Origin of the sequence: Anaerococcoides asporogena (genome assembly GCF_029590275.1) — a bacterium.
Lineage (GTDB): Bacteria > Bacillota > Clostridia > Clostridiales > Clostridiaceae > JG1575.
The window spans coordinates 3,528,450-3,552,902 of sequence record NZ_CP120965.1; the positions used below are offsets into that span (position 1 = coordinate 3,528,450).

At 51.0% G+C, this 24,453-nt stretch carries 24 protein-coding genes; 11 read left to right on the forward strand and 13 right to left on the reverse strand.

The features are described from left to right. The first annotated feature begins 241 nt into the window (after window positions 1-241). From xdh to yqeB, 3 genes are read left to right on the forward strand one after another with little or no spacing between them, the layout of a single operon-like run. Window positions 242-2,812, forward strand: coding sequence for a selenium-dependent xanthine dehydrogenase (gene xdh / locus P6M73_RS16120; protein WP_277854035.1), 2,571 nt, complete (start codon window positions 242-244; stop codon window positions 2,810-2,812). Continuing rightward, window positions 2,809-3,615 (forward strand): selenium cofactor biosynthesis protein YqeC, encoded by an 807-nt coding sequence (gene yqeC / locus P6M73_RS16125; RefSeq protein ID WP_277854036.1) that lies wholly within the window; start codon window positions 2,809-2,811, stop codon window positions 3,613-3,615. Before xdh ends, yqeC begins: the two co-directional genes overlap by 4 nt. Next, window positions 3,530-4,885, forward strand: a complete 1,356-nt coding sequence (yqeB, locus tag P6M73_RS16130) for a selenium-dependent molybdenum cofactor biosynthesis protein YqeB (protein WP_277854037.1) — start codon at window positions 3,530-3,532, stop codon at window positions 4,883-4,885. Before yqeC ends, yqeB begins: the two co-directional genes overlap by 86 nt. 186 nt (window positions 4,886-5,071) lie before the next feature. On the opposite strand, the gene P6M73_RS16135 is transcribed toward yqeB, so the two are convergent. The 3 genes from P6M73_RS16135 to istA all read right to left on the reverse strand — a co-directional run bounded on the left by P6M73_RS16135 (window position 5,072) and on the right by istA (window position 8,474). Beyond that, complete coding sequence (locus P6M73_RS16135) at window positions 5,072-5,881, reverse strand: SGNH/GDSL hydrolase family protein (protein ID WP_277854038.1); 810 nt, start codon at window positions 5,879-5,881, stop codon at window positions 5,072-5,074. A 339-nt stretch (window positions 5,882-6,220) separates the two neighbouring features. Further along, window positions 6,221-6,949 (reverse strand): IS21-like element helper ATPase IstB, encoded by a 729-nt coding sequence (istB, locus tag P6M73_RS16140; protein WP_277853478.1) that lies wholly within the window; start codon window positions 6,947-6,949, stop codon window positions 6,221-6,223. After that, on the reverse strand, window positions 6,942-8,474 hold the full coding sequence (gene istA, locus P6M73_RS16145) for an IS21 family transposase (RefSeq protein ID WP_277854039.1): 1,533 nt from the start codon (window positions 8,472-8,474) through the stop codon (window positions 6,942-6,944). The genes istB and istA overlap by 8 nt, the downstream gene beginning before the upstream one ends. Before the next feature lie 412 nt (window positions 8,475-8,886). Between istA and P6M73_RS16150 the strand changes: the two genes are divergently transcribed. Then, window positions 8,887-9,063 (forward strand): hypothetical protein, encoded by a 177-nt coding sequence (locus tag P6M73_RS16150; RefSeq protein ID WP_277854040.1) that lies wholly within the window; start codon window positions 8,887-8,889, stop codon window positions 9,061-9,063. On the opposite strand, the gene P6M73_RS16155 is transcribed toward P6M73_RS16150, so the two are convergent. From P6M73_RS16155 to P6M73_RS16165, 3 genes are all read right to left on the reverse strand, one after another. Next, window positions 9,054-9,497 carry a transposase gene (locus tag P6M73_RS16155; protein WP_277854041.1) on the reverse strand — a complete coding sequence of 148 codons (444 nt, stop codon included), beginning with the start codon at window positions 9,495-9,497 and terminating at the stop codon, window positions 9,054-9,056. The two genes, P6M73_RS16150 and P6M73_RS16155, sit on opposite strands and share 10 nt — an antisense overlap. A gap of 109 nt (window positions 9,498-9,606) precedes the next feature. Further along, on the reverse strand, window positions 9,607-9,894 hold the full coding sequence (locus P6M73_RS16160) for a hypothetical protein (RefSeq protein ID WP_277854042.1): 288 nt from the start codon (window positions 9,892-9,894) through the stop codon (window positions 9,607-9,609). A gap of 12 nt (window positions 9,895-9,906) precedes the next feature. Continuing rightward, on the reverse strand, window positions 9,907-10,359 hold the full coding sequence (locus P6M73_RS16165) for a hypothetical protein (RefSeq protein WP_277854043.1): 453 nt from the start codon (window positions 10,357-10,359) through the stop codon (window positions 9,907-9,909). Window positions 10,360-10,399: 40 nt separating this feature from the next. On the opposite strand from P6M73_RS16165, the gene P6M73_RS16170 reads away from it, so the two are divergent. Next, on the forward strand, window positions 10,400-11,392 hold the full coding sequence (locus P6M73_RS16170; RefSeq protein ID WP_277853549.1) for an IS5 family transposase: 993 nt from the start codon (window positions 10,400-10,402) through the stop codon (window positions 11,390-11,392). 118 nt (window positions 11,393-11,510) lie between these two features. On the opposite strand, the gene P6M73_RS16175 is transcribed toward P6M73_RS16170, so the two are convergent. Both P6M73_RS16175 and P6M73_RS16180 read right to left on the reverse strand, forming a co-directional pair. Beyond that, entirely contained in the window at window positions 11,511-11,753 is a 243-nt protein-coding gene (locus P6M73_RS16175) for a hypothetical protein (RefSeq protein ID WP_277854044.1), read from the reverse strand. A gap of 317 nt (window positions 11,754-12,070) precedes the next feature. Then, window positions 12,071-12,934, reverse strand: a complete 864-nt coding sequence (locus P6M73_RS16180) for a transposase (RefSeq protein ID WP_347276336.1) — start codon at window positions 12,932-12,934, stop codon at window positions 12,071-12,073. On the opposite strand from P6M73_RS16180, the gene P6M73_RS16185 reads away from it, so the two are divergent. From P6M73_RS16185 to pyrE, 3 genes are all read left to right on the forward strand, one after another. Further along, window positions 12,866-13,339, forward strand: coding sequence for a hypothetical protein (locus P6M73_RS16185; RefSeq protein WP_277854045.1), 474 nt, complete (start codon window positions 12,866-12,868; stop codon window positions 13,337-13,339). The two genes, P6M73_RS16180 and P6M73_RS16185, sit on opposite strands and share 69 nt — an antisense overlap. A 514-nt stretch (window positions 13,340-13,853) precedes the next feature. Beyond that, complete coding sequence (gene pyrF / locus P6M73_RS16190) at window positions 13,854-14,555, forward strand: orotidine-5'-phosphate decarboxylase (RefSeq protein ID WP_277854046.1); 702 nt, start codon at window positions 13,854-13,856, stop codon at window positions 14,553-14,555. A gap of 2 nt (window positions 14,556-14,557) precedes the next feature. Further along, window positions 14,558-15,187 carry an orotate phosphoribosyltransferase gene (pyrE, locus tag P6M73_RS16195; RefSeq protein WP_277854047.1) on the forward strand — a complete coding sequence of 210 codons (630 nt, stop codon included), beginning with the start codon at window positions 14,558-14,560 and terminating at the stop codon, window positions 15,185-15,187. A 112-nt stretch (window positions 15,188-15,299) separates the two neighbouring features. Here pyrE and P6M73_RS16200 read toward each other — a convergent pair whose 3' ends face one another. The 5 genes from P6M73_RS16200 to P6M73_RS16220 all read right to left on the reverse strand — a co-directional run bounded on the left by P6M73_RS16200 (window position 15,300) and on the right by P6M73_RS16220 (window position 19,787). Further along, window positions 15,300-16,520: an ABC transporter permease gene (locus P6M73_RS16200; protein WP_277854048.1), complete on the reverse strand. Its 1,221-nt coding sequence runs from the start codon at window positions 16,518-16,520 to the stop codon at window positions 15,300-15,302. Then, on the reverse strand, window positions 16,507-17,148 hold the full coding sequence (locus tag P6M73_RS16205; RefSeq protein ID WP_277854049.1) for an ABC transporter ATP-binding protein: 642 nt from the start codon (window positions 17,146-17,148) through the stop codon (window positions 16,507-16,509). Before P6M73_RS16205 ends, P6M73_RS16200 begins: the two co-directional genes overlap by 14 nt. Then, window positions 17,129-17,893 (reverse strand): efflux RND transporter periplasmic adaptor subunit, encoded by a 765-nt coding sequence (locus P6M73_RS16210; protein ID WP_277854050.1) that lies wholly within the window; start codon window positions 17,891-17,893, stop codon window positions 17,129-17,131. The genes P6M73_RS16205 and P6M73_RS16210 overlap by 20 nt, the downstream gene beginning before the upstream one ends. 125 nt (window positions 17,894-18,018) lie before the next feature. Next, window positions 18,019-19,233: a putative periplasmic lipoprotein gene (locus P6M73_RS16215; RefSeq protein ID WP_277854051.1), complete on the reverse strand. Its 1,215-nt coding sequence runs from the start codon at window positions 19,231-19,233 to the stop codon at window positions 18,019-18,021. A 140-nt stretch (window positions 19,234-19,373) separates the two neighbouring features. Beyond that, window positions 19,374-19,787, reverse strand: a complete 414-nt coding sequence (locus P6M73_RS16220; protein ID WP_277854052.1) for a hypothetical protein — start codon at window positions 19,785-19,787, stop codon at window positions 19,374-19,376. A 1,079-nt stretch (window positions 19,788-20,866) separates the two neighbouring features. Here P6M73_RS16220 and P6M73_RS16225 point away from each other — a divergent pair. From P6M73_RS16225 to P6M73_RS16235, 3 genes are read left to right on the forward strand one after another with little or no spacing between them, the layout of a single operon-like run. Further along, entirely contained in the window at window positions 20,867-22,825 is a 1,959-nt protein-coding gene (locus P6M73_RS16225) for a hypothetical protein (protein WP_277854053.1), read from the forward strand. Further along, window positions 22,818-23,660 (forward strand): ATP-binding cassette domain-containing protein, encoded by an 843-nt coding sequence (locus P6M73_RS16230; protein WP_277854054.1) that lies wholly within the window; start codon window positions 22,818-22,820, stop codon window positions 23,658-23,660. Before P6M73_RS16225 ends, P6M73_RS16230 begins: the two co-directional genes overlap by 8 nt. After that, window positions 23,647-24,306, forward strand: a complete 660-nt coding sequence (locus P6M73_RS16235) for a hypothetical protein (protein WP_277854055.1) — start codon at window positions 23,647-23,649, stop codon at window positions 24,304-24,306. The genes P6M73_RS16230 and P6M73_RS16235 overlap by 14 nt, the downstream gene beginning before the upstream one ends. Window positions 24,307-24,453: the final 147 nt, after the last annotated feature.

The window sequence follows — 24,453 nt, forward strand, 5'->3', positions numbered from 1 at the left end:
GCACCGCAAAATAATTATCATTTTGATTATAGCCCTGTTTGGTGAAAGCATGGTTCAAAAACATTAATTTTTATTGAATCATTGAGAAATCGAGCTTTTTCTGATAGACTGAAAACGAAATCAGGATATTGAGGGCAGGCTGATATTCCAGGTCGACAACCCTGTCCCTTCGGCTGGCTGACTGTTTCTCCTCAGGGGTTACGGTCTATTTGTGTTTATTGAACAAACAAGGAGGAAATCCATGTACCGATTCAAAGTCAATGGGAAGGACGTCCAAACCGAGCGCGATATCGATCTGATGAAATTTCTGCGTGAGGAACTGGGACTGGCTTCTGTTAAAAACGGCTGTGGGGAAGGCGCCTGCGGCGCCTGCTCGGTTCTGATCGACGGACGTCTGATGAAAGCCTGCGTCCAGAAGACTTCTAAAATGGAAGGAAAGTCCATCGATACCCTGGAAGGGTTTACCACCCTGGAAAAAGAAATTTACGCTTACGCGTTTGATAAATCAGGGGCCGTTCAGTGCGGCTTCTGCACCCCGGGCATGCTGGTGGCGACCAAAGCGCTGCTGGATGTCAATCCGTCGCCGGACCGGGACGCCTGTGCCCAGGCGATCCGGGGCAACATCTGCCGCTGTACCGGCTATGTCAAGATCATCGATGCGATGCTGCTGACCGCCGAGCTGCTGCGCAAGGGCGAAATGCCGCCTCACGCGCCCTTAGCCGGCGTCGGACGAAGCGTGCACAAGGTGGACGGCCGCGCCAAGGCGCTGGGTGAACCGGTCTATACCGACGATGTCCAGCTGCCCGGCATGCTCTATGGCAAGGCGCTGCGCACGCCGGCTCCCCGCGCTCTGATCCGGGCCATCGATGTCAGCCAGGCCCAAAGCGCCCCGGGAATCGCCGCGGTCATCCTGGCCGAGGATATCCCCGGTGAAGTCAACTGCGGCCATCTGGTCAAAGACTGGCCGGCCTTGATTCGGGTCGGCGAGACCACCCGCTACGTCGGGGACTCCCTGGCCCTGGTGGTCGGAGACACGGAAGAAGCCGTGCAGGCCGCTTTAAAACTGATCCGGGTGGATTATGAAGAACTGCCGCCGGTGACCACCCCCCAGGCCGCCATGGCACAGGATGCCCCTCTGATCCATGAAAAGGGCAACCTGCTGTCCACCCAGAAGCTCAAGCGGGGAGACGCCGCGGCTGCCCTGGCTGCCTCCAAATATGTGGCTTCCTATCATTTTGAAACCCCCTTCACCGAGCATGCCTTCCTGGAACCCGAATGTGCCGTGGCCTACCCCACCGAGGACGGCGTTGAAGTCATCACCTCGGACCAGGGAGTATACGATGACCGGCGGGAGATCGCTTCCCTTTTGGCCATTGAACCGGAACGGGTGCGCATCAAGGCCGCCTATGTCGGCGGCGGCTTCGGCGGCAAGGAAGACATGAGCGTGCAGCACCATGCCGCCCTCATTGCCTGGCTGCTCAAAAAGCCGGTCAAGGTCCGGCTGTCCCGGGCGGAAAGCATTCTGGTCCATCCCAAGCGCCATCCGATGTATATGGACTTCCAGCTGGGCTGTGATGAAACCGGCAGACTGACCGGCCTGGTCGCCCGCATTATTTCAGACACCGGCGCTTATGCCTCACTGGGCGGCCCCGTGCTGCAGCGCGCCTGCACCCACGCGGCCGGACCCTACAATTATCAGAATGTCGACATCGAAGGGCGGGCCTACTATACGAACAACGTTCCCTGCGGCGCCTTCCGCGGCTTCGGCGTCACCCAGTCCATCTTTGCTCTGGAGTGCTGCCTGAATGACCTGGCCCGCCAGACCGGACTTGACGGCTGGGAAATCCGCCGCCGCAACGCGCTGGAACCCGGTGACATCATGCCCAACGGCCAGATCGCCGATGAATCCACCGCTTACCGGGAAGCTCTGGAAGCCCTGAAGGAAGATTTCTACCGCTATGACGGGGATGAGAACTACCATGTCGGCATTGCCTCGGCGCTGAAAAACGCCGGCCTGGGCGTCGGGGTACCGGACACGGGTCGCTGCCTGGCCAAAGTCGAGCACGGCCGGGTCAGCCTGGGCAGCTCCGCCTCGGATATGGGTCAGGGCATCCATACCGTGATCAAGCAGATTTTCTGCGAAACCACCGGATTGCCCCAGGAGCTGGTGACCGTGGGCAAACCTGACACCTATCTCACCCCCAACGCGGGCACCACCACTGCCTCCCGCCAGACCGTCTTTACCGGCGAAGCCTCCCGCCGGGCTGCTCTGGAGTTCAAGGCCGCCCTGGCCGAAGCCGGTTCTCTGGAACAGCTGGAAGGGCGTACCTTCCTCGGCGAATACTCCTTTGCGTCGGATCCGATGGGCTCGGACAAGCCGAACCCGGTCAGCCACGTGGCCTACGGCTATGCGGCTCAGCTGGTCATTCTTGATCGGGAGGGCAAGGTCGTCAAGGTCATTTCGGCCCATGACATGGGCCGGGCCATTCATCCCAAGGGCGTGGAGGGTCAGATTGAGGGCGGCGTCGTGATGGGTCTGGGCTTTGCCCTGACCGAAGACTTCAAGACCGTCAACGCCGTGCCCCAGGTCAAGTTTGGAACCCTGGGCCTGCTGCGCTCGACTCAGATTCCGGAGATCGTGCCGATCCTGATTGAAAAGAATCCGCACGAACTGTCCTACGGCTCCAAGGGCATTGGCGAGATTACGGTGATTCCGTCCGCTCCGGCCTGTCAGAATGCCTACTTTAAAAAAGACGGCCGGTTCCGTACCACGCTCCCCCTGGAAGATACGTACTACCGGAAGAGTAAATGAACCGGATCCTCGAAGATCTGACGCTGCACCCCGGTGAACCCTGTGCCATCACCGGTTCCGGCGGCAAGACCACTCTGCTGTGGTACCTGGCCGGGATCGCCCGTCACCAGGCGCCGGTCCTGGTCAGCGTCACCGCCCATATGTTCCCCCCAGCGCCCGGGGTCGTGGATCAGCTCTGCCTGAATCCAGACGCCTGGGATCCGGTCAGCCTCACGGCGGGTCAGATCCACCTGGTGGCCCGGGGGCTGAACGACCGGGGAAAGCTTCAGGGCATCACCGAGGCGGATGTGGCGCGCCTGAATCAGCCGGGTGCTTACTTTCTGATGGAAGCCGACGGCTCGCGGGGGCTGCCCCTGAAAATGTGGCATGACCATGAACCGCCGGTTCCATCCGGCGCCAGGGTCACCCTGGGCGTGCTCCCGATTCGTCTTCTGGGCGAGCCGGTCTCCCCGGAAAATGTCTACAACTGGCCAGACTTTTCCCGCGTCACCGGTCTGGCTGAAGGCGATCTCATGACGGAGGAAGCCTTCCGGCGGATCGTTTTTCACCCGCAGGGGCTGTTTAAAAATTCCACCGGCCGGCGCATCGTGATCCTGAACCAGTGCGACAGCGACCAGTGGCTGGAACAGGCCCAAAAGCTTTCCCTGTCGCTGTCCCGCCACCCCGAAGCCAGTCGTCTGACTGCCATTGCCTGCATGAGTCTGGAGGAACTGAATCATGAAAATTACCGCCATTATTCTTGCCGCCGGATCATCCCAGCGGATGAACCGGCCAAAGACCAATCTGTGGATCAACGGACATAGTCTCCTCGAGCATGTGCTGGATACGGTGCAGAAAGCCCGGTTCCATGAGGTCATCCTGGTGCATCAGGCGAAAACCCGGCTGCCCGAAGGCTCCTTCCGGGCAGTGCTCAATGACCGGCCCGAGGCCGGAGTGAGCCATTCCATCGCCCTGGGGGTTCAGGCCAGTGATCCCCAGACGGAGGGGCTGGTATTTGTGCTGGCCGATCAGCCCTTCCTTACGGCGGAAACCCTGCGTCACCTCAAAAAACGCTTCCGTAATAATCCCAGCCGCATCGTCATCCCGGTCTTCAACGGCCAGCAGGGCAGTCCGGTCTTTTTCCCCGTTTCTCTCAAGGACGAACTGAGCCGTCTGACCGGTGACACCGGCGGGCGTCAGGTGATCTCCGTACATCAGGAGCTGGTGGTGTACGAGCCGGTGGAATCCGAGCAGGAAAATCTGGATCTGGATACCCGGGAAGACTATCAGCGGGCCTACCGCCCCCTGACGGTCCTGGTGCGGGGTGCCGGTGACCTGGCTACCGGAGTCATCCATGTTCTCTTTGAGAAAGGCTGCCGCGTCATTGCCGTGGAAACGGACCGTCCCAGCTGCATTCGCACCGAGGTGGCCTTTGCCAGCTGCATCTACGATGGGCGCAAGGCCGTGGAAGGTGTTACGGCAGTGTATCTTCCCTCCCTCGACGGTCTCGAGGACTGCCTGAATCAGGACATGGTCCCCGTACTCATTGATCCCGAACTGAAAACCCTCCGCGACATCAAGCCGGATGTCGTGGTGGATGCCATTCTGGCCAAACGCAATCTGGGAACAACCAAAGACCTGGCCCCCCTGGTCATCGCCCTGGGGCCCGGCTTCAGTGCCCCGGAAGACTGCCACGCAGTCATTGAAACCATGCGCGGTCCCTCCCTGGGACGCATCATCACCCAGGGGACGGCAATCCCCAACACCGGTGTCCCCGGCCTCATTGCCGGTGAAGATCAGCGCCGGGTCATCCACTCCCCGGCAGATGGCATCCTAAAACAAATCCGCCGCATTGGTGACCTGGTGGAGGAAGGCGAAGTCATTGCCCAGGTCGGGGATGTCCCGGTCACGTCTCGCCTGCGCGGTACGCTGCGCGGCCTGATCTATGACGGGTTCGAGGTAACCCGGGGCCTCAAGATCGCCGACGTGGACCCCCGCCTGGATCCTGCCCTGGCGCTGACCATTTCCGACAAAGCCAGAATCCTAGGCGAATCCGTCGCCCGAGTGATCCAAAGCCAGGCGGCCAGACCGTGAGACAATCCCCAAATTTTTCAATGAAGCGATGCAACGGCTCGACCGTCTGGTCGGCATCCGGCTCGGCATCCGGCTCGGCATCAGCCCCTTCACAAACCGATCTGGTTGAACAGACAAGAACCGCGGTGTTTCCGGGAAGCCTCCCAGCGACACTGCGGTTCTTTCATCATCTGGGGCAAGGCCCCTCTAATTCAGGGTAATCTGGAAGTCGGCGGCAATCCGGTTCAGGAAGAGCTCCGCGACCACTTCATGGCCCAGCGGATTCAGGTGAATCGGATCCTGTGGCAAGAGAACCAGATGGGTCATATAATTGATGGAATCCACTGTTGGCACAAACTTGGCGCCGGTGGCGGCGGCTGCCAGCTTCAGCTGACTGTTGGCCGCGCTGAGAGCCTCAGCTGCCTCGGGGATATAGGGGAATGGATTGTAGTAACCCATCAGGTAGATTTTCGGATTTTTCCCCGGCAGCCATTTAATGGTGTTGATGGTCAGCTCGACCTTGCTGCGCATAATGCGAATCTCCATGGCCAGAACGGTGGAAAGGAAATCATCCGCCGGCAGGGTCTTGTAGAGCAGCGCCAGGGTCAGCTTGCCGACTTTTCCCGGATAGGTGTCCAGGCGCAGCGGCTCCGTGTTGGCCCAGATCAGGATCGGCAGGAGGTCATTGGCGCCAATGGTAATGGTCACCAGTTCGCTCTTGTTCAGGCGGTTGCGCACCGTGCTGTTCAGAGTGACCTGCCGGAGCAGATCATTGCTGGTGTAGGCGGTGACTCCCGCTTTCAGGTAAGTGCCCGGAACCCCCGCATCACGCAAGGCTTCATTGATCAGATCGGCATAGCTGGTTTGATCGGTTTGGGTATACGGGTCATAGCCCGCCGCAACCGAATCGCCCAGTGACACGTAATCCAGAGTGGCGTAATCCGCAAGTGCAGTAGCAGGCATCAGGAACAGGAATACCAGCAGCAGCGCGAGACTTCGTCTCCATTTTTTCAACATGTCGCATCCCTTCCTTTCTTCCTTAATTGATCGCAAAGACCGGCCGGTTCATTGAACAGACCAGGCCCTTTTGGGCTATTCCAAATCTTTATCATCTGAAGTATTAAGATCATCCGTTACTCAGAACAAAACGGATCCAATCGGCAGCTGCATCAGACCACCGCCTCAACTCCATTATACTAATTGCCACTGTAATAAAATGAACCGATCAAAATTATCATATATTTTCGCATAATCGCTTAATTTTTGACCATTTGTAAGCAGTCAAGTAAAATAAGCCAATTTTCGCCAGAAAGTATACCAGTTTTCCACCCACTTTCTGTTGATGTTAGGTTTAGACTATAAAATTGATTTGCGGTGCTTCAGCCGGTAGCCATCTCCACTCATGTTGAAGATCTCACACTTGAAGACCAGTCGATCCAGAATGGCGGTGGTGATCACCTCGTCACCCAGAAAGCCAGCCCATTCATTGAATCCCTTGTTCGAGGTGATTACCAGGGAGGTCTTCTCGTGCATTGAGCTGACAAACCGAAAAAACAGGTTTGCCTCCGCATTGTTAACGGGAAGGAAGCCCACCTCATCAATCACCACCAGGTCGCATTTGCTGTAGTAGTTCACTCTCCGTTTGGAGGAGGGTGCGATGTCTGCTGTCTTAAGTTGCCGGATTAAATCATCCAGGCTGACAAATGACACACTGTAGCCCCGTTCCAGGGCCTCATAGGCCAATGCGGTCGCAAGATGAGTCTTGCCCACGCTGGGCGGCCCCAGAAACATGATGTTATAGGCCTCGTCGATCCAGGAGCAGTCAGTCAACCGGAGCATCTGCTCTCGGGTGACGCTGCGCTGGAAGCCAAAGTCAAACTCTTTGAGGGTTTTCTTAACGGGAAGATTCGAGCGCTTGAGCCGAAGTTGAGTGGTGCGCTCCTCCTTGAGGTGTAACTGGGCTTGGAGGTAGACCTCGACGCTCTCCAGGGGCGTCAGCCCATCCCGGAACAAGTCGTGGAAATTTAGCGGCTTGAGCCGCATAGCGGTGGCAAGCCGCACAACGGATTGCTGGGTCTTATTCATGGGTGTCACCTCCCAGATACTGATAGTCCGAGAGTTTTCGCTTTTGGGTGTTCAGATTTACGATGGTGGGATTGCTGATGGGCTGGATCTCCAGTAGTGGAGGCTGAACCACTGTGGCTTGCTGGCCAATATATTCGGCAGCGCTTTTCAGGTCATTGATGCTGTACAGCTCACGATCAGCGCAGTAGTGCATCGCTTCTTCCAGTGTCGGAAATGGCAGTTCCAAGGTCAGTTGTCTGAGCATCGTCAGGTGATCTCGATAGTATCGAGGCTTGTGCTCGCGAATTTTTCGCAGGTATGCCTTCCACTGGTCAGTGACTAAGCTGTCCAACCCTTCGAGAATCTGGCCTTCCAGCTTATCCAAAGAAGCCGACTTGTCTCTGCGGTGCTCGGTCAGTTTGATCAGAGTGCCGCGCAAAGGGCTGATGGAGTGCCTAGCCAGAAGATCATTGCCGAAGGCATCATAGATGGCCAGCTCGTCCTGGGTGGCGGTAACAGTCACTTCCGGGTGTTTTGTGTATGTTCCCTGAGGGAGAGAATACCGATTGCTGTTGTAGAGAATGGTGTTGTCTTTCCGGACCGTTCGCATTATACTTGGGCTAAGGTTATTTATTTTAGACTGTACCGCTCGCAAGTGTTCGCGTTCCAATTCAAACACTTGAGCCGGTACTTTTTTTGTCGTTCCATGGACTTTGGCGTTCCCAGTCCGCGCCAGCCAGGCCAGAAATGATTCGTTGAGATCCTCTTCCTCCATGAAGAAACGATGGGGCAGGAAGTTGCGCTTCACGAACTTAACGGTGCTCTCCACCATCCCCTTGGACTCTGGATCGGCTTTATGACAGACCCAGATATTCAGGCCCATCTGGTTTTTAAACTGCTCAAACTCATGAGTGAAGATGATGTCGCCTTTGTTCTCACTGACGACAATGATGCTGTCCTGATCCACAGCGATCTCCTTAGGGATCCCCCCAAAGAATTGGAATCCGCGAGTCATGGCTCGGACTAAATCGATGGAGGTAAACGGTCGAGTCTGGAAATAGCCCCATTTGTATCGGGAGTGAGCCAGAACCATCCCCACAAAGTATACCTTGCGGGAACCTTGCCGATCCGGCAAGGGCATGTTCCTGACGCCGAAGTCCAGCTGCATCTGATGGCCCATTGGCAGTTCGTCCACAGCCTCGTAGCACCTGCCTGGCGCTGATTTAGGGATTCCGAAATCAAGCCTGAGGTTTTTAACATAGCGGCTGACCGTTCGTTCGGACGTCTCTCTTTCCGGGTAGTGTTCCAAAATCCAGTCATGGACCTGAGCAGCTGTCATGCTGGGAAAAGCGTAAAGCCAATCAAGAATGACTGGTTTGAGCTCGTCCAGTGAGCTAAGCTTGCGGTTGGCAGAAAGATAGTCCATAAACTCGTCCAAGGGCATTGCTCGGTATTTAGCGACGGTCTTACGGTTAATATTGAGGACTCTGGCAATCTGCCGTTGAGTGAACCCAATACGCTCCAGGTTTTTAATCTTACTGTACATTGAAAACTCCTTCATTTATTGAAAATCCTCCATGGTCATTGATACCCTAGAGGTTACCATACAACAGATGAAAGTGGGCTCCTTAGTGGCACAAAGTGGTATACTTTCTGGCGAAAACTGGTCCCTTTCTGATGGCCGAAATTGGTATACTTTATTTTACTAGTTACACCATTCTTAGTTTTACCATTAATTACTGCATAAATGATAATCCAATCTTACTTTTCAATTTCTCTGAAGTCCTGGTTTCCCAAGTCTCCCTGATACCTCTGATCTCAGTTTCTCTGATCTCTGATTTCTGATCCTCTGATCTCTGACCTCAGTTCCTCTGATCCTCTGATCTCTGATCTTCTGATTCATCTGTTTCTTCTGAGTCCTCTGATTTATTCGGTTTCCTTTGGGGACTGTGTGGTCTTTGAGTAGTTTTAAGGTATTTGAGTTCTTTGGGTTCTTTGAGTTCTTTGAGTTCTTTGAGTTCTTTGAGTTCTTTGAGTTCTTTGAGTTCTTTGAGTTCTTTGAGTTCTTTGAGTTCGTTGAGTTATTTGAAGATTCAAACTCTAAATTTCAAGGAGAAGATACGGCTCAATCATAAATTCTGTGGGATGGTGGATTCCTTACGTAAGCTTTACGACTCATATCAAATAATTTGAGGAAGAAATATTCATCATCTGGATAGCCATAGCCTTGGCGACGTAATGTCTTGATCTTGTTGTTGATGCCCTCGATCTGACCGTTAGAGATCCGGTAGGTCGTAAATGCAATGATCCCTTCAAAGTGTCGGTCCATCAAGCGCCCAAACCAGCGAAGGTGGTCATTACCTGATGCATAGCATACCTCCATGATTTCACTGACCAGACTAGCCATCTCTGGCTCACTGGCGGCCTTGTACGCCTCCGATATCATCGCTTTGATTAGATCCAACGTGAACAGCAGCTGGTTGTTCTGGATGAGCTCGCTGTACTTCTCCTCACTGCCTGGACGGCGCGTGATCGCAACCTTTTGGAAGAGAGTGTCGCCCTTAGACAAAGGCTTCCTGGAAATCTGAGTTCATGTCAGAAGCGCCTGCTTCAACACTTGCTCCATAAAACGTAAAGAACCGCCCATCATAAATGGACGGTTCTTATTGATTTGGCATTTATTTGGAAATCGCTATGACCATAAAAAGTATGCTTCCTATAATAACTACCGTTGCACCTATTGCTGACAGCATCACAGAAATACCCTCAGAAGCTTCTAGGGGCATAAAAGACTTATTCTTTTTATAATAAAACAAAATATTGAAAGCACTTACTGTAGCCAATACTAAAAACACAAACCATGTTTTGGTTTCGATCTTCGCGAAATATCCTATGATTGTATGCATCAAAAAAACAGATAGGTTTGCAATTAACATAGATTTAAGTGATATCGTCTTTCCTTTCATAAGCCTCCTTTTCTAAGGACACTGTTCCGAAACCCAAGTCCATCCAACAGTGTTTACTGCAGTAACGATAATAAAAGCAATAGGCCCACCGATCATGCCTGCTATTGTTGAATATAAACCAGATATTGGAGCACCTATTAGACCAACCACATATGGACACCACCAAACAGATCCAGCTGCTCTAACTTCTCCTTGGATACCAGGCATAGATAATATTTTATTAAAATTTCCTTCTTCATCTTTCCCAACAACCATTTTTTCGCCATTTGCTTTTATAAACTCAATTGTTTCAGGCTCATTATTTTTTAAATTAACTCTTACTTCACTATTGAAATCTTTGTGGACTTGAATTAATCCAACGATAGAATTATCTTCGTTGCTATAATAAACAAAATCAACACTTTTGATAGATCTAAGGAAACGCTGATTAATTCTGTTTTCTGTAACTCTGAGGAACGCTCTCACGATATAATTTAAGTATTACGTTACCAGCGAGGTTTTTCTTATGAAGCAGCAGACTTTCAGTGATTTTGAATACGCACATCGCCGCAAGACTACAAAGAGAGAAGAGTTTCTTGATTCTATGGAAACTATCATTCCCTGGAAAGATTGGGTCGAGATGATTCGCCCCTACTATCCTCAGGGAAAACGCGGCAGAAAGCCCATCGAAATTGAAACAATGCTTCGGATGTACCTGATGCAAAATTGGTTTAACCTCTCCGATGTTGCAATGGAAGACGCCATCTATGACAGTTATGCCATGCGCAAATTCATGCGGCTGGACTTCATCTCGCAGCAAGTGCCTGACGCAACCACGCTTCTTCACTTTCGCCATTTAATGGAAAGCCATCTCTTGGGGGAGAAGATTTTTCATGATGTCACCAGACGCTTGGAATCTGCCGGACTAATGATGCATGGCGGCACCATCGTGGATGCCACCATTATTGCAGCCCCCAGTTCTACCAAGAACCAGACGGGAGAACGAGACCCTGAGATGCACCAGACAAAGAAAGGCAATCAGTGGTACTTTGGGATGAAGGTTCATACCGGAGTTTGCGCCGGCAGTGGGTATGTCCATACAGTCACAGGGACTGCGGCCAATGTCCATGACATAAACGAGACACACAAACTGATTCGTCCCGATGATGAAGTAGCTTACGGAGATTCCGGCTATAATGGAGTCGAGTCAAGAAAAGAATTCACCGAGGATCCGCACTTATCTACTATTGAATTTCGCAGCAATGTTCGCCCTTCCAAGATCAAGACCAATAAGAACTATCCCGGGATCCAGTGGGACCGGGCAATTGAACAACGCAAATCATCCATTCGAAGCAAAGTGGAGCACCCATTTTTGATCGTCAAACGGTTCTTTGGTTATGCCAAAGTAGTTTATCGGGGGATCAGCAAAAATTTGAATAGATTCAACATCTTGTTTGCCAGCGCCAATTTGTTGAATTGTATTCGTGCAAAACGAACGAAAGAATTCTGCATGGGATAAGTGCGCCCAAAATTGGGGGTTAGCCCACAAAACGGGCTGAAATCGCACTAAAATCCAGCATTTTTGTGCACCCATGAGCAAAAAAACAACATAATGACCGAACTGGGAAACGTTAACCTCAAATAATCAGTGTTTCCCTAACAAGAGGATCAATTGAAAAGTTGGCTTTCTTTAACTGATCAACTCTAGCATTCAAGTACTCACTTTTATCCAGCAACTTATCAATATAATCGGGGTTTCTCGACTTTGCCTCTAGGTTCGCATTTTTAACTTCGGAAGCATAAACGGGTTGTTCGGAAAAACAGACAGAGACACCTATCAGCATAATAAAGGCTAATATGAGTGACATTAACTTTTTCATATTCATCCTCCCATCGTCAATTGATTGTTTTTTTCAAAATATATTTTTATTGGTTTTATTTTAGACAAAAGTAATAATTAATGCAAATTTTGGGTCAATCACAAAAACTGTGGGATTTTCCCAAGTTGACATGGAGCCTCTGTCGGCGTGGTTCCGCCAGCCTTGCCGCTATGCTGCATAAATGCTGGGCTAGTCGGCCAGTCAGGCTACCACGTCGACCTCTCCGTGTAAACAGGGAAAATCATAATCCCACATAAAAAGTGATTGAGCCCAAATTTTTAAAGAAAATAGTTAGGCACGATTGAAGAAAAAAAGGCTCAATCATAAATTCTGTGGGATGGTGGATTCCTTACGTAAGCTTTACGACTCATATCCAATAATTTGAGGAAGAAATATTCATCATCTGGATAGCCATAGCCTTGGCGACGTAATGTCTTGATCTTGTTGTTGATGCCCTCGATCTGACCGTTAGAGATCCGGTAGATCGCAAATGCAATGATCCCTTCAAAGTGTCGGTTCATCAAGCGCCCAAACCAGCGAAGGTGATCATTACCTGATGCATAGCATACCTCCATGATTTCACTGACCAGACTAGCCATCTTTGGTTCACTGGCGGTCTTGTACGCCTCCGATATCATCTCTTTGATTAGATCCAACGTGAACAGCAGCTGGTTGTTCTGGATGAGCCGGTTGTACTTCTCCTCACTGCCTGGACGGCGCGTGATCTCAACCTTTTGGAAGAGAGTGCCGCCCTTGGACAAAGGCTTGCCCTGAGCAGCCTCCCGGTCTTTGCGTTGCAGCGTCTCACGGGATGACATCAGGATATAACTGGTTCGTTTGAGGGACTGAGCGGCTTCGTAGTCGCCCTCGGCCTGGAGACGCCTCTGCTCGTCATTGCGCACTTCAGCGACCACTTTGTCATTGAAATTCTTGATGATGTGGAAGTGGTCGAAGACCGGCTGAATATGAGGGCACTTTTCCTCAAAGGCTTCCTGGAAATCTGAGTTCATGTCAGAAGCGGCTGCTTCAACCCCGTTCATCCACTCGAAACCGACGTGCTCAATGAAGTCATAGACGACCTGTTTGCGCTTGCCATGGGCAATCCATAGAATATGGCCGGTTTCAATGTCGATGATGTGCGTGGCATACTGGTGGCCACGGTGAAGCTTGAACTCATCGATGCTGAGGCACTATGCCTGTCGCTGGGGCCTGATGAGTCTGCCGTCGAGGGTGTACATTTCCTCCAGCCGCTTCAAGTCAATCGCTTTGACCGTGTTCTTGCCAAGGCCAGTAATCTCAGCGACTTGCTTGAGGTTATAGGTTCCGATGGCAAGAAAATCTCTGGTGTACTGCAGGAGTGGTTGAGAAATCCGATGTCCTTGCGCCTGAAAAGGCACCTGCTGAACTCTGGTGATCTTGCAGGTTGGGCACAGGAATTGTTTCTTGTCGAACTCCAGGGAAGTATAAGTGGGCCAAAGTTCAGGTGCCAGAGACTGCAGGGGATCGTATTGTTGATATGCATGAAGTCACCGCAGTTGGGGCAGGCGCGATCGGCAAGCTCTACTCTGAGATTCCCATGGAATTGAACTACACTTTTGCCGGAAACAGCGGTATGGTGTGAACTATGAGTATTGGTGAACCCTGCAAGGGCCGAAGGGATGTGCAGAAAATTTGTGGGATCAGTGATTGTGTTAACCTGTCTATTCTGTGTATAATTCATTCAGAGCCTCCGCTGTGCTTGGATTTGTACATCCGCCAAGATGCAATTCCATCATAGCGCGGGGCTCGTTCTATTATCAAATGTTATACCGGCGTGGATCATGGATCTATTCGGTCAATCCCACAGAATTTGTGATTGACCCGAAGATACTCAGGAATCTGAGAAAAATTAAAATTTCCCCATTGAAAAGTGCTGGGAAATAAGCTAAGATATCCAAGATAACTTTAAAGCGGTACCGAGATACTGAAAAGTTGGGAACAAACTGGCCCCTGGGCCACATAAAGTCAGTTCGTCCTCTTTTCGGCTTCCTGTATGTGCGAAAGAGGTTTTTTTGTATGCAAAACCTCAGGCAAAGTAACAGTACAAAAGGAGCAGCCAACATGAACAAAGATGTAATCATCGCTCTGGATTTCCAGAGCAAGGAAGAAGTCGTTGCCTTTCTCAGCCAGTTCCCCGAACCGGTCTATACCAAGGTCGGTATGGAACTTTTCTACAAGGAAGGCCCTGAAATTGTCAAATACCTGAAGCAGGAAGGACACAAGGTGTTCCTGGACTTAAAATTCCATGACATTCCCAATACGGTGGCCGGAGCGGTTCGCTCCGTTGCTTCCCTGGACGTTGACATGATGAACGTTCAGGCAGCCGGCGGTGTCAAGATGATGGAAGCCGGCATGGAGGAACTGAAAAAGCAGGGCAAGGATGCTTTGCTGATCTCCATTACCATGCTGACCTCAACCTCCGCCGAAATTCTGAAGAACGAACTCCTCATCGACCGCCCGCTGGATGATACGGTGCTGCATTATGCCAGCAATACGAAGAAGGCTGGCCTGCACGGCGTTGTCTGCTCCGCCCTGGAAGTTCCCCTGATCAAGAGTCATCTGGGCGCGGCCTTTCTCACCGTCACCCCGGGAATCCGGCCCAAGGATGCCGCCATCGGCGACCAGGTCCGGGTTGTGACCCCGGCAGAAGCCCGCGCCCTGGGATCTGACTACATTGTTGTCGGTCGTCCCATCACAAAGGCAGCTGACCCCTACGCGGTTTACCGCGCCATCCGCAATGACTTCCTGGGACTGGAGGACTAATCATGAAACAGATCGCCGAAATCCTGCTGAATATCAAAGCTGTCTCCCTCTCCCCCAGTGAGCCGTTTACCTGGGCATCCGGAATCAAATCGCCGATTTACTGCGACAACCGCCTGATTCTGTCCTACCCGGCCGAACGCCGGCTGGTAGAGGAAGCGCTGGCTCAGACCATCCGGGAAAGCTTCCCTGAAACTGAAATGATTATGGGAACGGCAACTGCCGGAATCCCTCACGCTGCCATCGCTGCCTGGATGCTGGACCTGCCCATGGGCTTCGTTCGCGGAAAAGCCAAGGATCACGGCAAACAGAACGCCATCGAAGGTCAGATCCGGCCGGGCCAGAAGGTTGTCGTCGTGGAGGATCTGATTTCCACGGGCGGATCCTCACTGGATGTGGTGGAAACCCTGCGTCAGGCAGGCTGTGAGGTCATCGGCCTGGTCTCGGTCTTCACTTACGGCATGACCAAAGCCAGAGTCCGCTTCGAAGAAGCGGCCGTCCCGGTTGTTTCCCTGTCCAATTACGACGAACTTCTGGAAGTAGCCGCTGCCTCCCGCTATATCACCGAGGGAGAAATCCAAAAGCTGAAGGCCTTTATGGCGGATCCCCAGTCCCCAGCCTGGATGGAACTCTAGCCGCCAAAACATGCACGCCCGGATCGAAGGCTGAACCTTCGATCCGGGCGATGTTCTTTTTTTGCTGCGACAGACTAGTTTGATCCGCCGGAAAATGCCCTCTGATCAGAGATTATTCCCCCGCCCCCTGCAGCGCTGAAACAATGTTCGTTTCCATCGCCGAAACAGAAAAACTTAGTCCGGTCAGCAGGAGCAGACTCCCAGTCATCGTCAGCATGGTCAGTACGCTTGAGGCCGTCAGTACTATCGTATACCTCTGAGCACTGGTGAAATAACAGAATAGTCGGAACAGCAGAAACCCATCCACCACCAGAAACAGCGCCAGCAGCGCGCCGGTGAGAATCAGCAGAACGCTTTCCTTGAAAAACTGCATCACGATATCCTGGGGCGCCGCGCCCAGGGCCCGCCGCAAACCGATCTCATAACGCCGCTCCTTCAGGGCATTGGCAAAGCTCCCCTGCAGATTGACCGCCAGAACCAGAAAAATCAAGCTGCCCAGGATCCATTTCAGCTGGATACTCTGCCGCATATCTGCCCTGGAATGAACTTGCGGCTGAGCCGAAGCACTTGCGTCAAATTCATAACGCCGGGCCAGATTCAGAATGTCGATGGCATAGGGTGTAAAAATTAGAAACTGTTCTTCCAGCCCCTCCCCAAATGCCTCCCGGTTGACGGCTTCTCCGGGGATAAACACCTCGACATTTCCCGTCAGGTGTCCGCCCACATTTCGAACTTGCAAAGTCAGCTCCGAGGCATCCACCGTCGTTTGAACGGTCCAGTCCTTAAACCCCCATCTCCCCTGGCGATCCGGAAGATACAGCTGAATCCTGCCATTTTGAATCATACCGCTTTGAACAAGCAGCGATTGTGCCTGACTTGTTACAAAAACCGAATCAAGGGTTTTAAATTCCCTGCTTCCATCCTGAAGCGCAGCGGGTTGATTTTGTATCATCAGCTGTCCGAATGATTTGGGATAAATGTTGTAATTGTAATTGACGGAGTGAATCACGTGATGAAGCGGGGGATAGGAGGCCAGGGCAAATCGCTGAACTGGCGCAATCCGTGTGTCCGGCGTGGACTGGACCTGACTGAAGAAGGTTTTAAACTCCGTTCCGCTTCGGTTGATATGATCGGGGATATTTACCGTGACAAGAAAGGAGGGATCACTCAACGTTTCCTTGTTCCGATTGAAGGAACTGCTGTCAATGTAGAAAAAGACGCTGAACAGGAAGGTAAACGTCAGAAGAATGCTGACCATCAGGCGCTGGTAAGTCTTTCGATTTTTCCTGATTAACCGGACCGTTTGAACAAAAAAGCTTTCACGATACTTCATGTAATTTTCCTTCTCTCAGCAGGCAGGTTCTTTCCGATTGAGCCGCAGCCTGTAAATCATGAGTGATCAGAATCACACTTTTCCCTTTCCGGTGCTCTTCCCGAAGTATTTCCAGTACCCGGTCCCGATTCTCAGGATCCAGATTGCCCGTAGGCTCGTCGGCCAGCAGCAGTCTCGGATCAGTGATCAGGCAGCGAGCGATGGCCACTCGCTGCCGTTCTCCCCCGGACAACTGATCGGGATACTGGTGGAACAGATGAGAAATTGCCAGCCGCTCCGCAATCTGGTCCAGATCCAGGGGTACCTTGGTGGAATACATGCAGGGCAGAAGGATATTCTCCCGGGTCGTCATGGTGGGAAGCAAATGAAAGGACTGGAAAATGAAGCCAATTTCATTTTTCCGAATCACGCTGCGCTCTTTCTCCGAGCTGATTTTTTTCCCGTCATAAATATAATCCCCTGAGTCAAAGGGTTCCAGCAAGCCGACAATATTCATCAGCGTAGACTTTCCCGCTCCGCTGGCTCCCACAATGGATACGTACTCCCCCCTTCTCAGGGACAGATCGATCCCGTTTAAAATTTTCCGGTCATAGGCTTTATGCAGTCCTTTAATCTCCAGCAGATTCATTGGGAGTTCCTCCTGCGAATGGAATCATGAGCTGAGCATACCCAGCATCGCAGAATTCACCTTCCTCCAGGCCGATGATATTGATATTTTCTGAATCCTGCATACCTGTTGTTACTTTCCGCTCTTCCAGAAATTCTCCTTCTGCCGTCACCACCGAAACAAAACAGGTTCCGCCCGGGCTTTTCTGATAAACGCAGGCTTTTCGAATTATCATACTGTCTTCCTGTACATTCCCGTTGCGCAGAAATGCGCCAAACTTCTCACCCGCGGCATGAGTCCCTTCGGCCCGCAGCTGGATCGTCACCGCATGGTCCGAACTGATTTTGGAAACAGCTTCCACCTGGTATTTTTTATCTTGATCATCGGTTAATTCCTGACCGGCTTGAATCGGCAAGTCGTCCGGCCAGCGTACTTCCAGCACCGGATCCGTGAGTTTTTTCAATACAAATCCAACCATCCGATCGTCTGACTCTGTTTTCTCAAACACGCCGGCGATGGGTGATTTAATTTCTCTTGTTCCAATGTAAGCCAGGATCTGGCCTTCCCGGACTTCATCCCCTTTCGATACCACCGTCAGAACCTGCTCCGTCTGCTTTTTCTCCTGCCGAATCAGTTCCTGGCCGCAGGGCACGTATTCTCCCGTTACCGCCGCTCCTTCATAAATGTTTCCCAAATGAGCCTCGTAGATATCCCCATAAGCCTGCTGGGTCCATTCGACCCGCTCAGGCTCCTGGTACTGACTCATCTCCGCCTGTGACGTTAAGCCTAAAACTGCCAGGGGACATGCCAATATGATGGCAAATACCGCAAATAATATAATTTTCCTCAATTTCCAACCCTCACTTTTTCTCGCCCTGATGGTAGAAGCCATTATTTTTTATGGCTCAGCTTATACGCGGTCAGCTGGGAATCCACCAAATCAATTCTGGCCAGGTTCACGGTAACAGGACTTGTGTTCAACCGATCCCACTCCGTTAACAGCAAATCCCTGCTGCTTTTCCGGGAGATCAGATTGAACATTGTGGAAGATGCCCACTCCTTTTCCTGCCATTGAAATTCGTAAAAGGCGGTAAGGTTGGTCTGAGGCAGCAGCGCATCCTTCAGCTCCGGCAGCTTGAGCCGACAACGAAATTTCAGGGAACTCCCTCCAGGGATGTTCCATTTGGATCCATCCTTCCATTTCCGTGACCAAATCAGCTTGCCCTCTCCAGAGAACAGATCTGCGTGCAGTTCCACACATGTTGCGCTTTCGGGGAAGAAACTTAATCCGGTGAAAACAACTGCCTCCTGAGCAATCAGTTCATCCTCCAGCTCAGGATCCAGGACAAGTCCCTCCCGGTCAATTAACACAGGCCGTTCTGCCTGAAGCAATGTCGTGGAGGAGAGCACCTCGCTCACGGGGCGTTGAGACATCGGCTCTTCAAGGAAGGCAATATCGACATCTGTAAATTGAAAACTTTTCCCTTTTAAATGACAGGAAAAGGCAGACAGCTCGGTTTGCTTCAGAGCTGAAAAATCAATATTCACGCGTCCCAGATAGTGAAACAGACTCCCGTTCCACTGTTCATTAAAGGTCTTTAACGCCGCTCCGTACTGCTGTCTCATTTCCAGAATGGGTTGAAAATCCGATTCCCAGGAGTAGTTTTTCTGTTGGATTTTCTGTTCAATCTCAGTCAGTTTCTGCTCTATGGGCAACCAGTCCACTGTCTGATAGCTCAGAAACACGGCTTCACTGACCGGAACACCAGCCAAATCCTCATCGCGTTCCAGAGGAACTGTTACTTTCTTTCCATTAAACTCAACAATCAGCGGCTCATCCACTGCCGCTGAACTGACGACATTGATCAGCAGGTTGTTATTATACCCGTCCCGTTTTGAAATCTCAAAATGGGGTTCACCGATGGACACCGCGAGGATGTCCTTGTCTGGGAGGACAGGGTTTTTAATCTTCCGGGCCGAGAGCTCTTTGCTCTGTACGAGCGGATCCGACTCATTTACGACCTTGCCTGATGGCTTTAGAGTCGTCTCGGGACTGCAGCCGGCCATCAGGCACAGAATGACCAATGCGGGGATTAATCGTTTCATATATATACTTCCTTCGTAATCAACCTGGCTCCAGGTCGGATTGAATTTGCATTTTGGATGGTGCTGTTCGACCTAAGAATTATCCCAGAAACCAAGCTCATGAACCGTCTCGGACAGAAATGGTTCATGAACTCCAGATTTTAGCCCACATTGGCATATCGATATATCCGTTTATAGGATTTATCCGTTTCCGGCATATACGTAATTGTGAAGCATTCTTCACCGATCTTTTCTCCTGTCTCCACCTGAAAAGAATTGAACTGAATTTTGCTGACGGGAAATACGGCCTCAACCCGGTATAACCCTGACCCACGTGTTTCGGGAATCGTCCAGCTCTGGCTCGTGGTAATGGTTTCTGATTCAGAAGTAGAAACGCCGATTTGCGCGCTGAGTGACACAAAATAGCTCTGGACTCCATAGCTGACCGATCCGCTGGCCTCGAGGGTATTTTTTTTTGAGGTACTCACCCCGATGGTCGTGGATATTCCATATGTGTGTTGAGTTTGGGTTTCAACGAAAGGTTTCACTTTATCCGGTGTATCATACGCTGTCATCGTATAATACTTTGTTTTTGCCGGGTTATAGATCCCTGCAGCATAACAGCAGACGAAAAAACCATGGAACAACTGATTCCTAATGCAATAAAATTTCTTATTTTCATTTCATTCTTTCTCCAATTATACGTAATTTTTCTTATTATATACAAATTATTGCAAGCAGTCAATCTATAATAAATGATTTGTTGAAATCCAATTGGATATAATTAATAGTTAATATGACTATTTTTTTGTTTAATGCCATAATCAATTTGGTTCCTTCCCAACGATCCTGATCGTGAAATGAATTTGTGATCTAAAAAATCATTCATTATGTAAACATAACTCAAATCTCAGAAAGCTGCCGACTGATCACGTCCGTAATTGACGGATCGCAAGGTCTGTGATGGTACTATGTATTCTATTAAATTGTATGTAATTTAATATTGAAAAATATTAAGTATATTATTTAATTCCAATAGCTTTTTAGATATTGAAATTAAAAATAAATGTTTTTGTATAATAATCATTTACAATTGGTGCATTAAATTGTACAATTTTCATAAAAATAATAGGATGTGATTTTTAATGAAATTATCCAAGAAAATCATTCTAGCCGGAATGAATGTTCTGACCGCATGCGTAATCTCAGGAGCTGTTGTTCTGGCAACCCCAATAGTAATTTCACCTTATAAGTCAACTGTTTTATACAAGTCATCCCTCCTGGCAGAGACTGGTACAATGACTGGTACGTGGAAGGAATTTTCCGGTGAGGTCTACTTAACATCTGACTGTTCGGTTCGGTTTTCCTCCATGGTCAGCTGGGGACTGGTTTTCATCAGGATGTAAACCTTACACTATCCATCGGAGCAGAGTTCTCCAAGGTCGCCACCGATAAAAAAACCATGTCTTGTATATGGAAACTCCGTTTGGAGCCGACTCAATGGACCCAGTATTCAGGAGGTTCTGCGAAGGGTTGGATGTGGCTCGATATGTAATGATTCGAAAGATAATTGATACTCAACCCCTGAATCCGTCTGTGTTCTTCAACGTTTCAGGGAAGCCTTTCATCTGATTTTCAATTCTCGGGAGGGATTATGACTTCATTTCATCTTTACGTTAAAACCATCTTCCGCCATCGAATTCTTTCAATTATCCTGCTTGCGGGGATCATCATTCCCGCCGCATTAATTCTGTTCAGCATCTCCCATTTATTCCCTGAGTTTCGGGATCCGATCCAGATTCAGCTGATCTTTTTCCAGACCACCCGTATCCTTGTCCTTTCAAACATTCTGTTCGCTTACGAATTTGCCATGCAGGCGAGAAGCCGCCGGATGCTGGAAACCATCCAGAGCATCGATCGAGGCGTCGAAAAACACTACCGCAAGATCTTTTATGTGTTCCTGTCTTTGGCTTCCCTGCAGTTTCTTCTCTTTGCTTCCGCTCAATTGCTGGCCGGCTGGCTGAAGCCTCTCGCTCTGTCCAGTGTACTGCATTACTTCCTACGCTCGAATTTTATTTATTACTTCCTGCTGCCGCTGTTCGGATTCCTCTTCGGACTGACCTTGTCCTTTCTGAAACAGCGCCTTATGTCGTATCTGGTGATCTTTGGCTTCATCGGTCTGACGCTGGATTCGACCCTGAGCAAGATCGCGCTGATGCCCATTCAGCAGTCCTTGCCATTTTGGATCGAGGATGTCGTCCGGTTGTTCCCTCAGCAAGCTTCACGGCCCTACATTTACGGCGTACCTGCCGAGACAGCCGTCCTCTTTCGGGTGCTGTTCTGGTCAGTCCTCCTGGTGACTCTGATCGTCTTCTCAATCCGAAAGTCCCTGAGCTCTGGGCAGCGCGGGATCAGCCTGGTGCTTTGCGCCGCCTTGGCGGGATCGACTGGATGGATGGCTTTTCGCCCCTCTTCCCTCGTTTCCTACACCACCTCCACCCTTCGCGGCATGAGTCACGACCAGCTCTATTATGGCCAGCATTCCGTGATCGATGAACCCGCCAGTTTCCAGATCACTCAGTACGATATGGATCTGACGATCCGCCATCAGCTCAGCGCCGTGACGAAAGTCGCCTATCACAACAATGATACCAGTCGGTTCATGAGCTTTACTCTGTATCACGCCTATCAGGTTGAGCAGATTCTGGATGAAGCTGGAAATCCAGTCCCTTTCCGACAGGAGGGCGACTACATTGACATTACCCGGGAACTGCCGGCAGATGGGTCTCTGTCGTTCCGTTACTCCGGTTACGCAGAGCGCTTCTACAGCAATGATCAAGGCGTCAATCTCCCTGGGTACCTGCCCTTTTATCCTCACGCCGGCAAGTATCCGGTATATCACATGTCAAGCGTTATGATGATACCGCAGCAGACCGGGAAAACTCAGTTCAATGTACGAATCAGCGGGGTCCCTGACCTGAAAACGAATTTGAAGAAAGTATCTCAGGACACCTACTCCGGCACTGCTGAATCCGTATCCCTTCAGTCCGGCATGTACGAGACGGCTCAAGTGGGTCCGGTCGTGCTGCATCGACCTCGCCTGGAAGGGTATGATTATGAACGGACCCTGGCGGAATCCCTCCTCAACAATCCTGCCCTGGTGAATGGTGAACCCTTGAAACAGGTGACTATTCTTCCGATCATGAACACCGTAGGCATCTATGAGCTCCTTCATATCAGCTCAGATCACTTGCTGACCACCTCCATGGAAACCTACGATAGATACAAAAACGCGCTGAAGTACCCGCCTTCAAAGTTTCCCATTTACACTCTCTGGGAAGATTTCTACGCTTCCCTGCCTTGCTTCGAGATCTGGTCTGATCTGGATGTCGCCTATGCTAGAGAACACCCGGAAGTACTTGAACCGCTGGATCTGGTCCCTGATGATCTGGTTAACGTTGAACAGACCACTACCTTCATTCTGGGGAAAGCCCTGAATCACGCCAGTGCCGACGAGCTGTACGCCGATCTGGGAAACTATCTGGAGAATCAGAACGATCATCGCACTTCATCTGAAGTATTAGAAGATATTCGGGAGAAATATAATGATTAGCATTCATCGTTTAAAGAAATCCTTCGGCAGAAAAAAGGTTCTCGAAAATCTGAACCTGAATCTGAACGAAGGAGTTTATGGCCTCCTGGGCGCTAACGGAGCCGGCAAGACGACACTGCTTCGCTGCCTTACCGGAATATATCCGGATGCGAATAAGCATGTACTGTTTACCGGTGAAAGCCGTCCGCTCATTGGCTATCTGCCACAGTCTTTCGGTCTGTTTGACCATTTAACCGCAGGGGAAGCATTGACTCTGATCGGTCAGATGAAAGGCCTGCCGGCCGCTTCACTGGCCGATGAGGTGACTGAGGTTCTCAAAAAGGTGAATCTGCTGGATCGGAAAGATCACCGAATCACCACTCTATCGGGAGGAATGATTCGCCGTCTGGGCATTGCCCAAACGCTTCTGGGCACACCGGCCATTCGAATCTACGATGAACCCACCGCCGGACTTGACCCGGAGGAGCGGCTGCGCTTTCACCAGGTGGTGCGACAGCATGCCGCCCAAGGCCTGACCTTGATTTCCACCCACATCGTGGAGGACATCGAATCCACCTGCCAGCACGTGATCATCCTGGGCAATGGCCGCATCATCGCTCAGGGGGGAATTCAGGAAATCACAAACCAGGTTTCCGGCATGGTATTCGAACGCGCCACTGCCCCGGAATTCGGGAATCCAGATGAAATCCTGGTGAAAAGCTATGAACGGGACCAGACCAATTTCTGCCGCGTCCTCACCCGTAAGCCACTGGCGACGGATCTCAATCCGCTGAAACCAACCCTGGAGGACGCCTTCCTTGGCATTACCAGAGGATTTATCTGTGAACAGAGCTGAGTGCCGTCAGGGAATTTCCCACTTCCGGCTCTGGCTGAAAGTTCTGGGGGCCGGCAGCTTGCTCCTGATCCTCCTGCTAACGGTGATCCTGCCGCTGATCAATCGATGGATCGTTCAGAACATCCCCAGTCGGGAGGAAGCCATTGACTGGATTCAGCTGACCAGTCTTCTGGTGCTACCAATCCTGGTATGTGTCGGTCCCATCCTGATTGCCCGGCCGTTTTTGGAAGAACCTTACTGTGAGCTGCTCCGCCAGATTACCGGTGCGACTCGCCAAAGAGCCCTTCAGGTCGGGTCCGTGTTCACTTTTTTTTACAGCCTGACCCTGCTGATTCTGCTGGTCTACCAGAAAATCGGGTATATCCGCCCTGCTTTTAGTGCCGCGCTCTCAGGTTACCTGCTGTTTTTATTCGGCCTGACCTACTGGGTTATCGTTCAATCGAAAAGCTCCAGCCTGAGTTTTTTTACCCTGTTTGCTTTTTCCATCATCGGTTTTTTATACCACCGGGATCTCCCGTTCTTCCCGTTTCTGGGAAATATCAACCGCATGGATCTGGCGGCGGTGCTCCCCAGACTGCCTCCCTTTGTGATCAGTGCTGTTCTGCTGTTCATCCTGGCGGAACACCGGGAAACCGTAAGTGTGTGATCTCTTAAAACCAACGCCTGAAACAGACAGCCAGCCCGTTGACCTCCCTTAGTCCAAGGGATGCCGGCGGGCTGGCTCTTTCAAATGGCTTTGATCCTGCGACCGATCGAATCACCTCACGGTTCTCCGGCGGAGCTGAAAAACGGC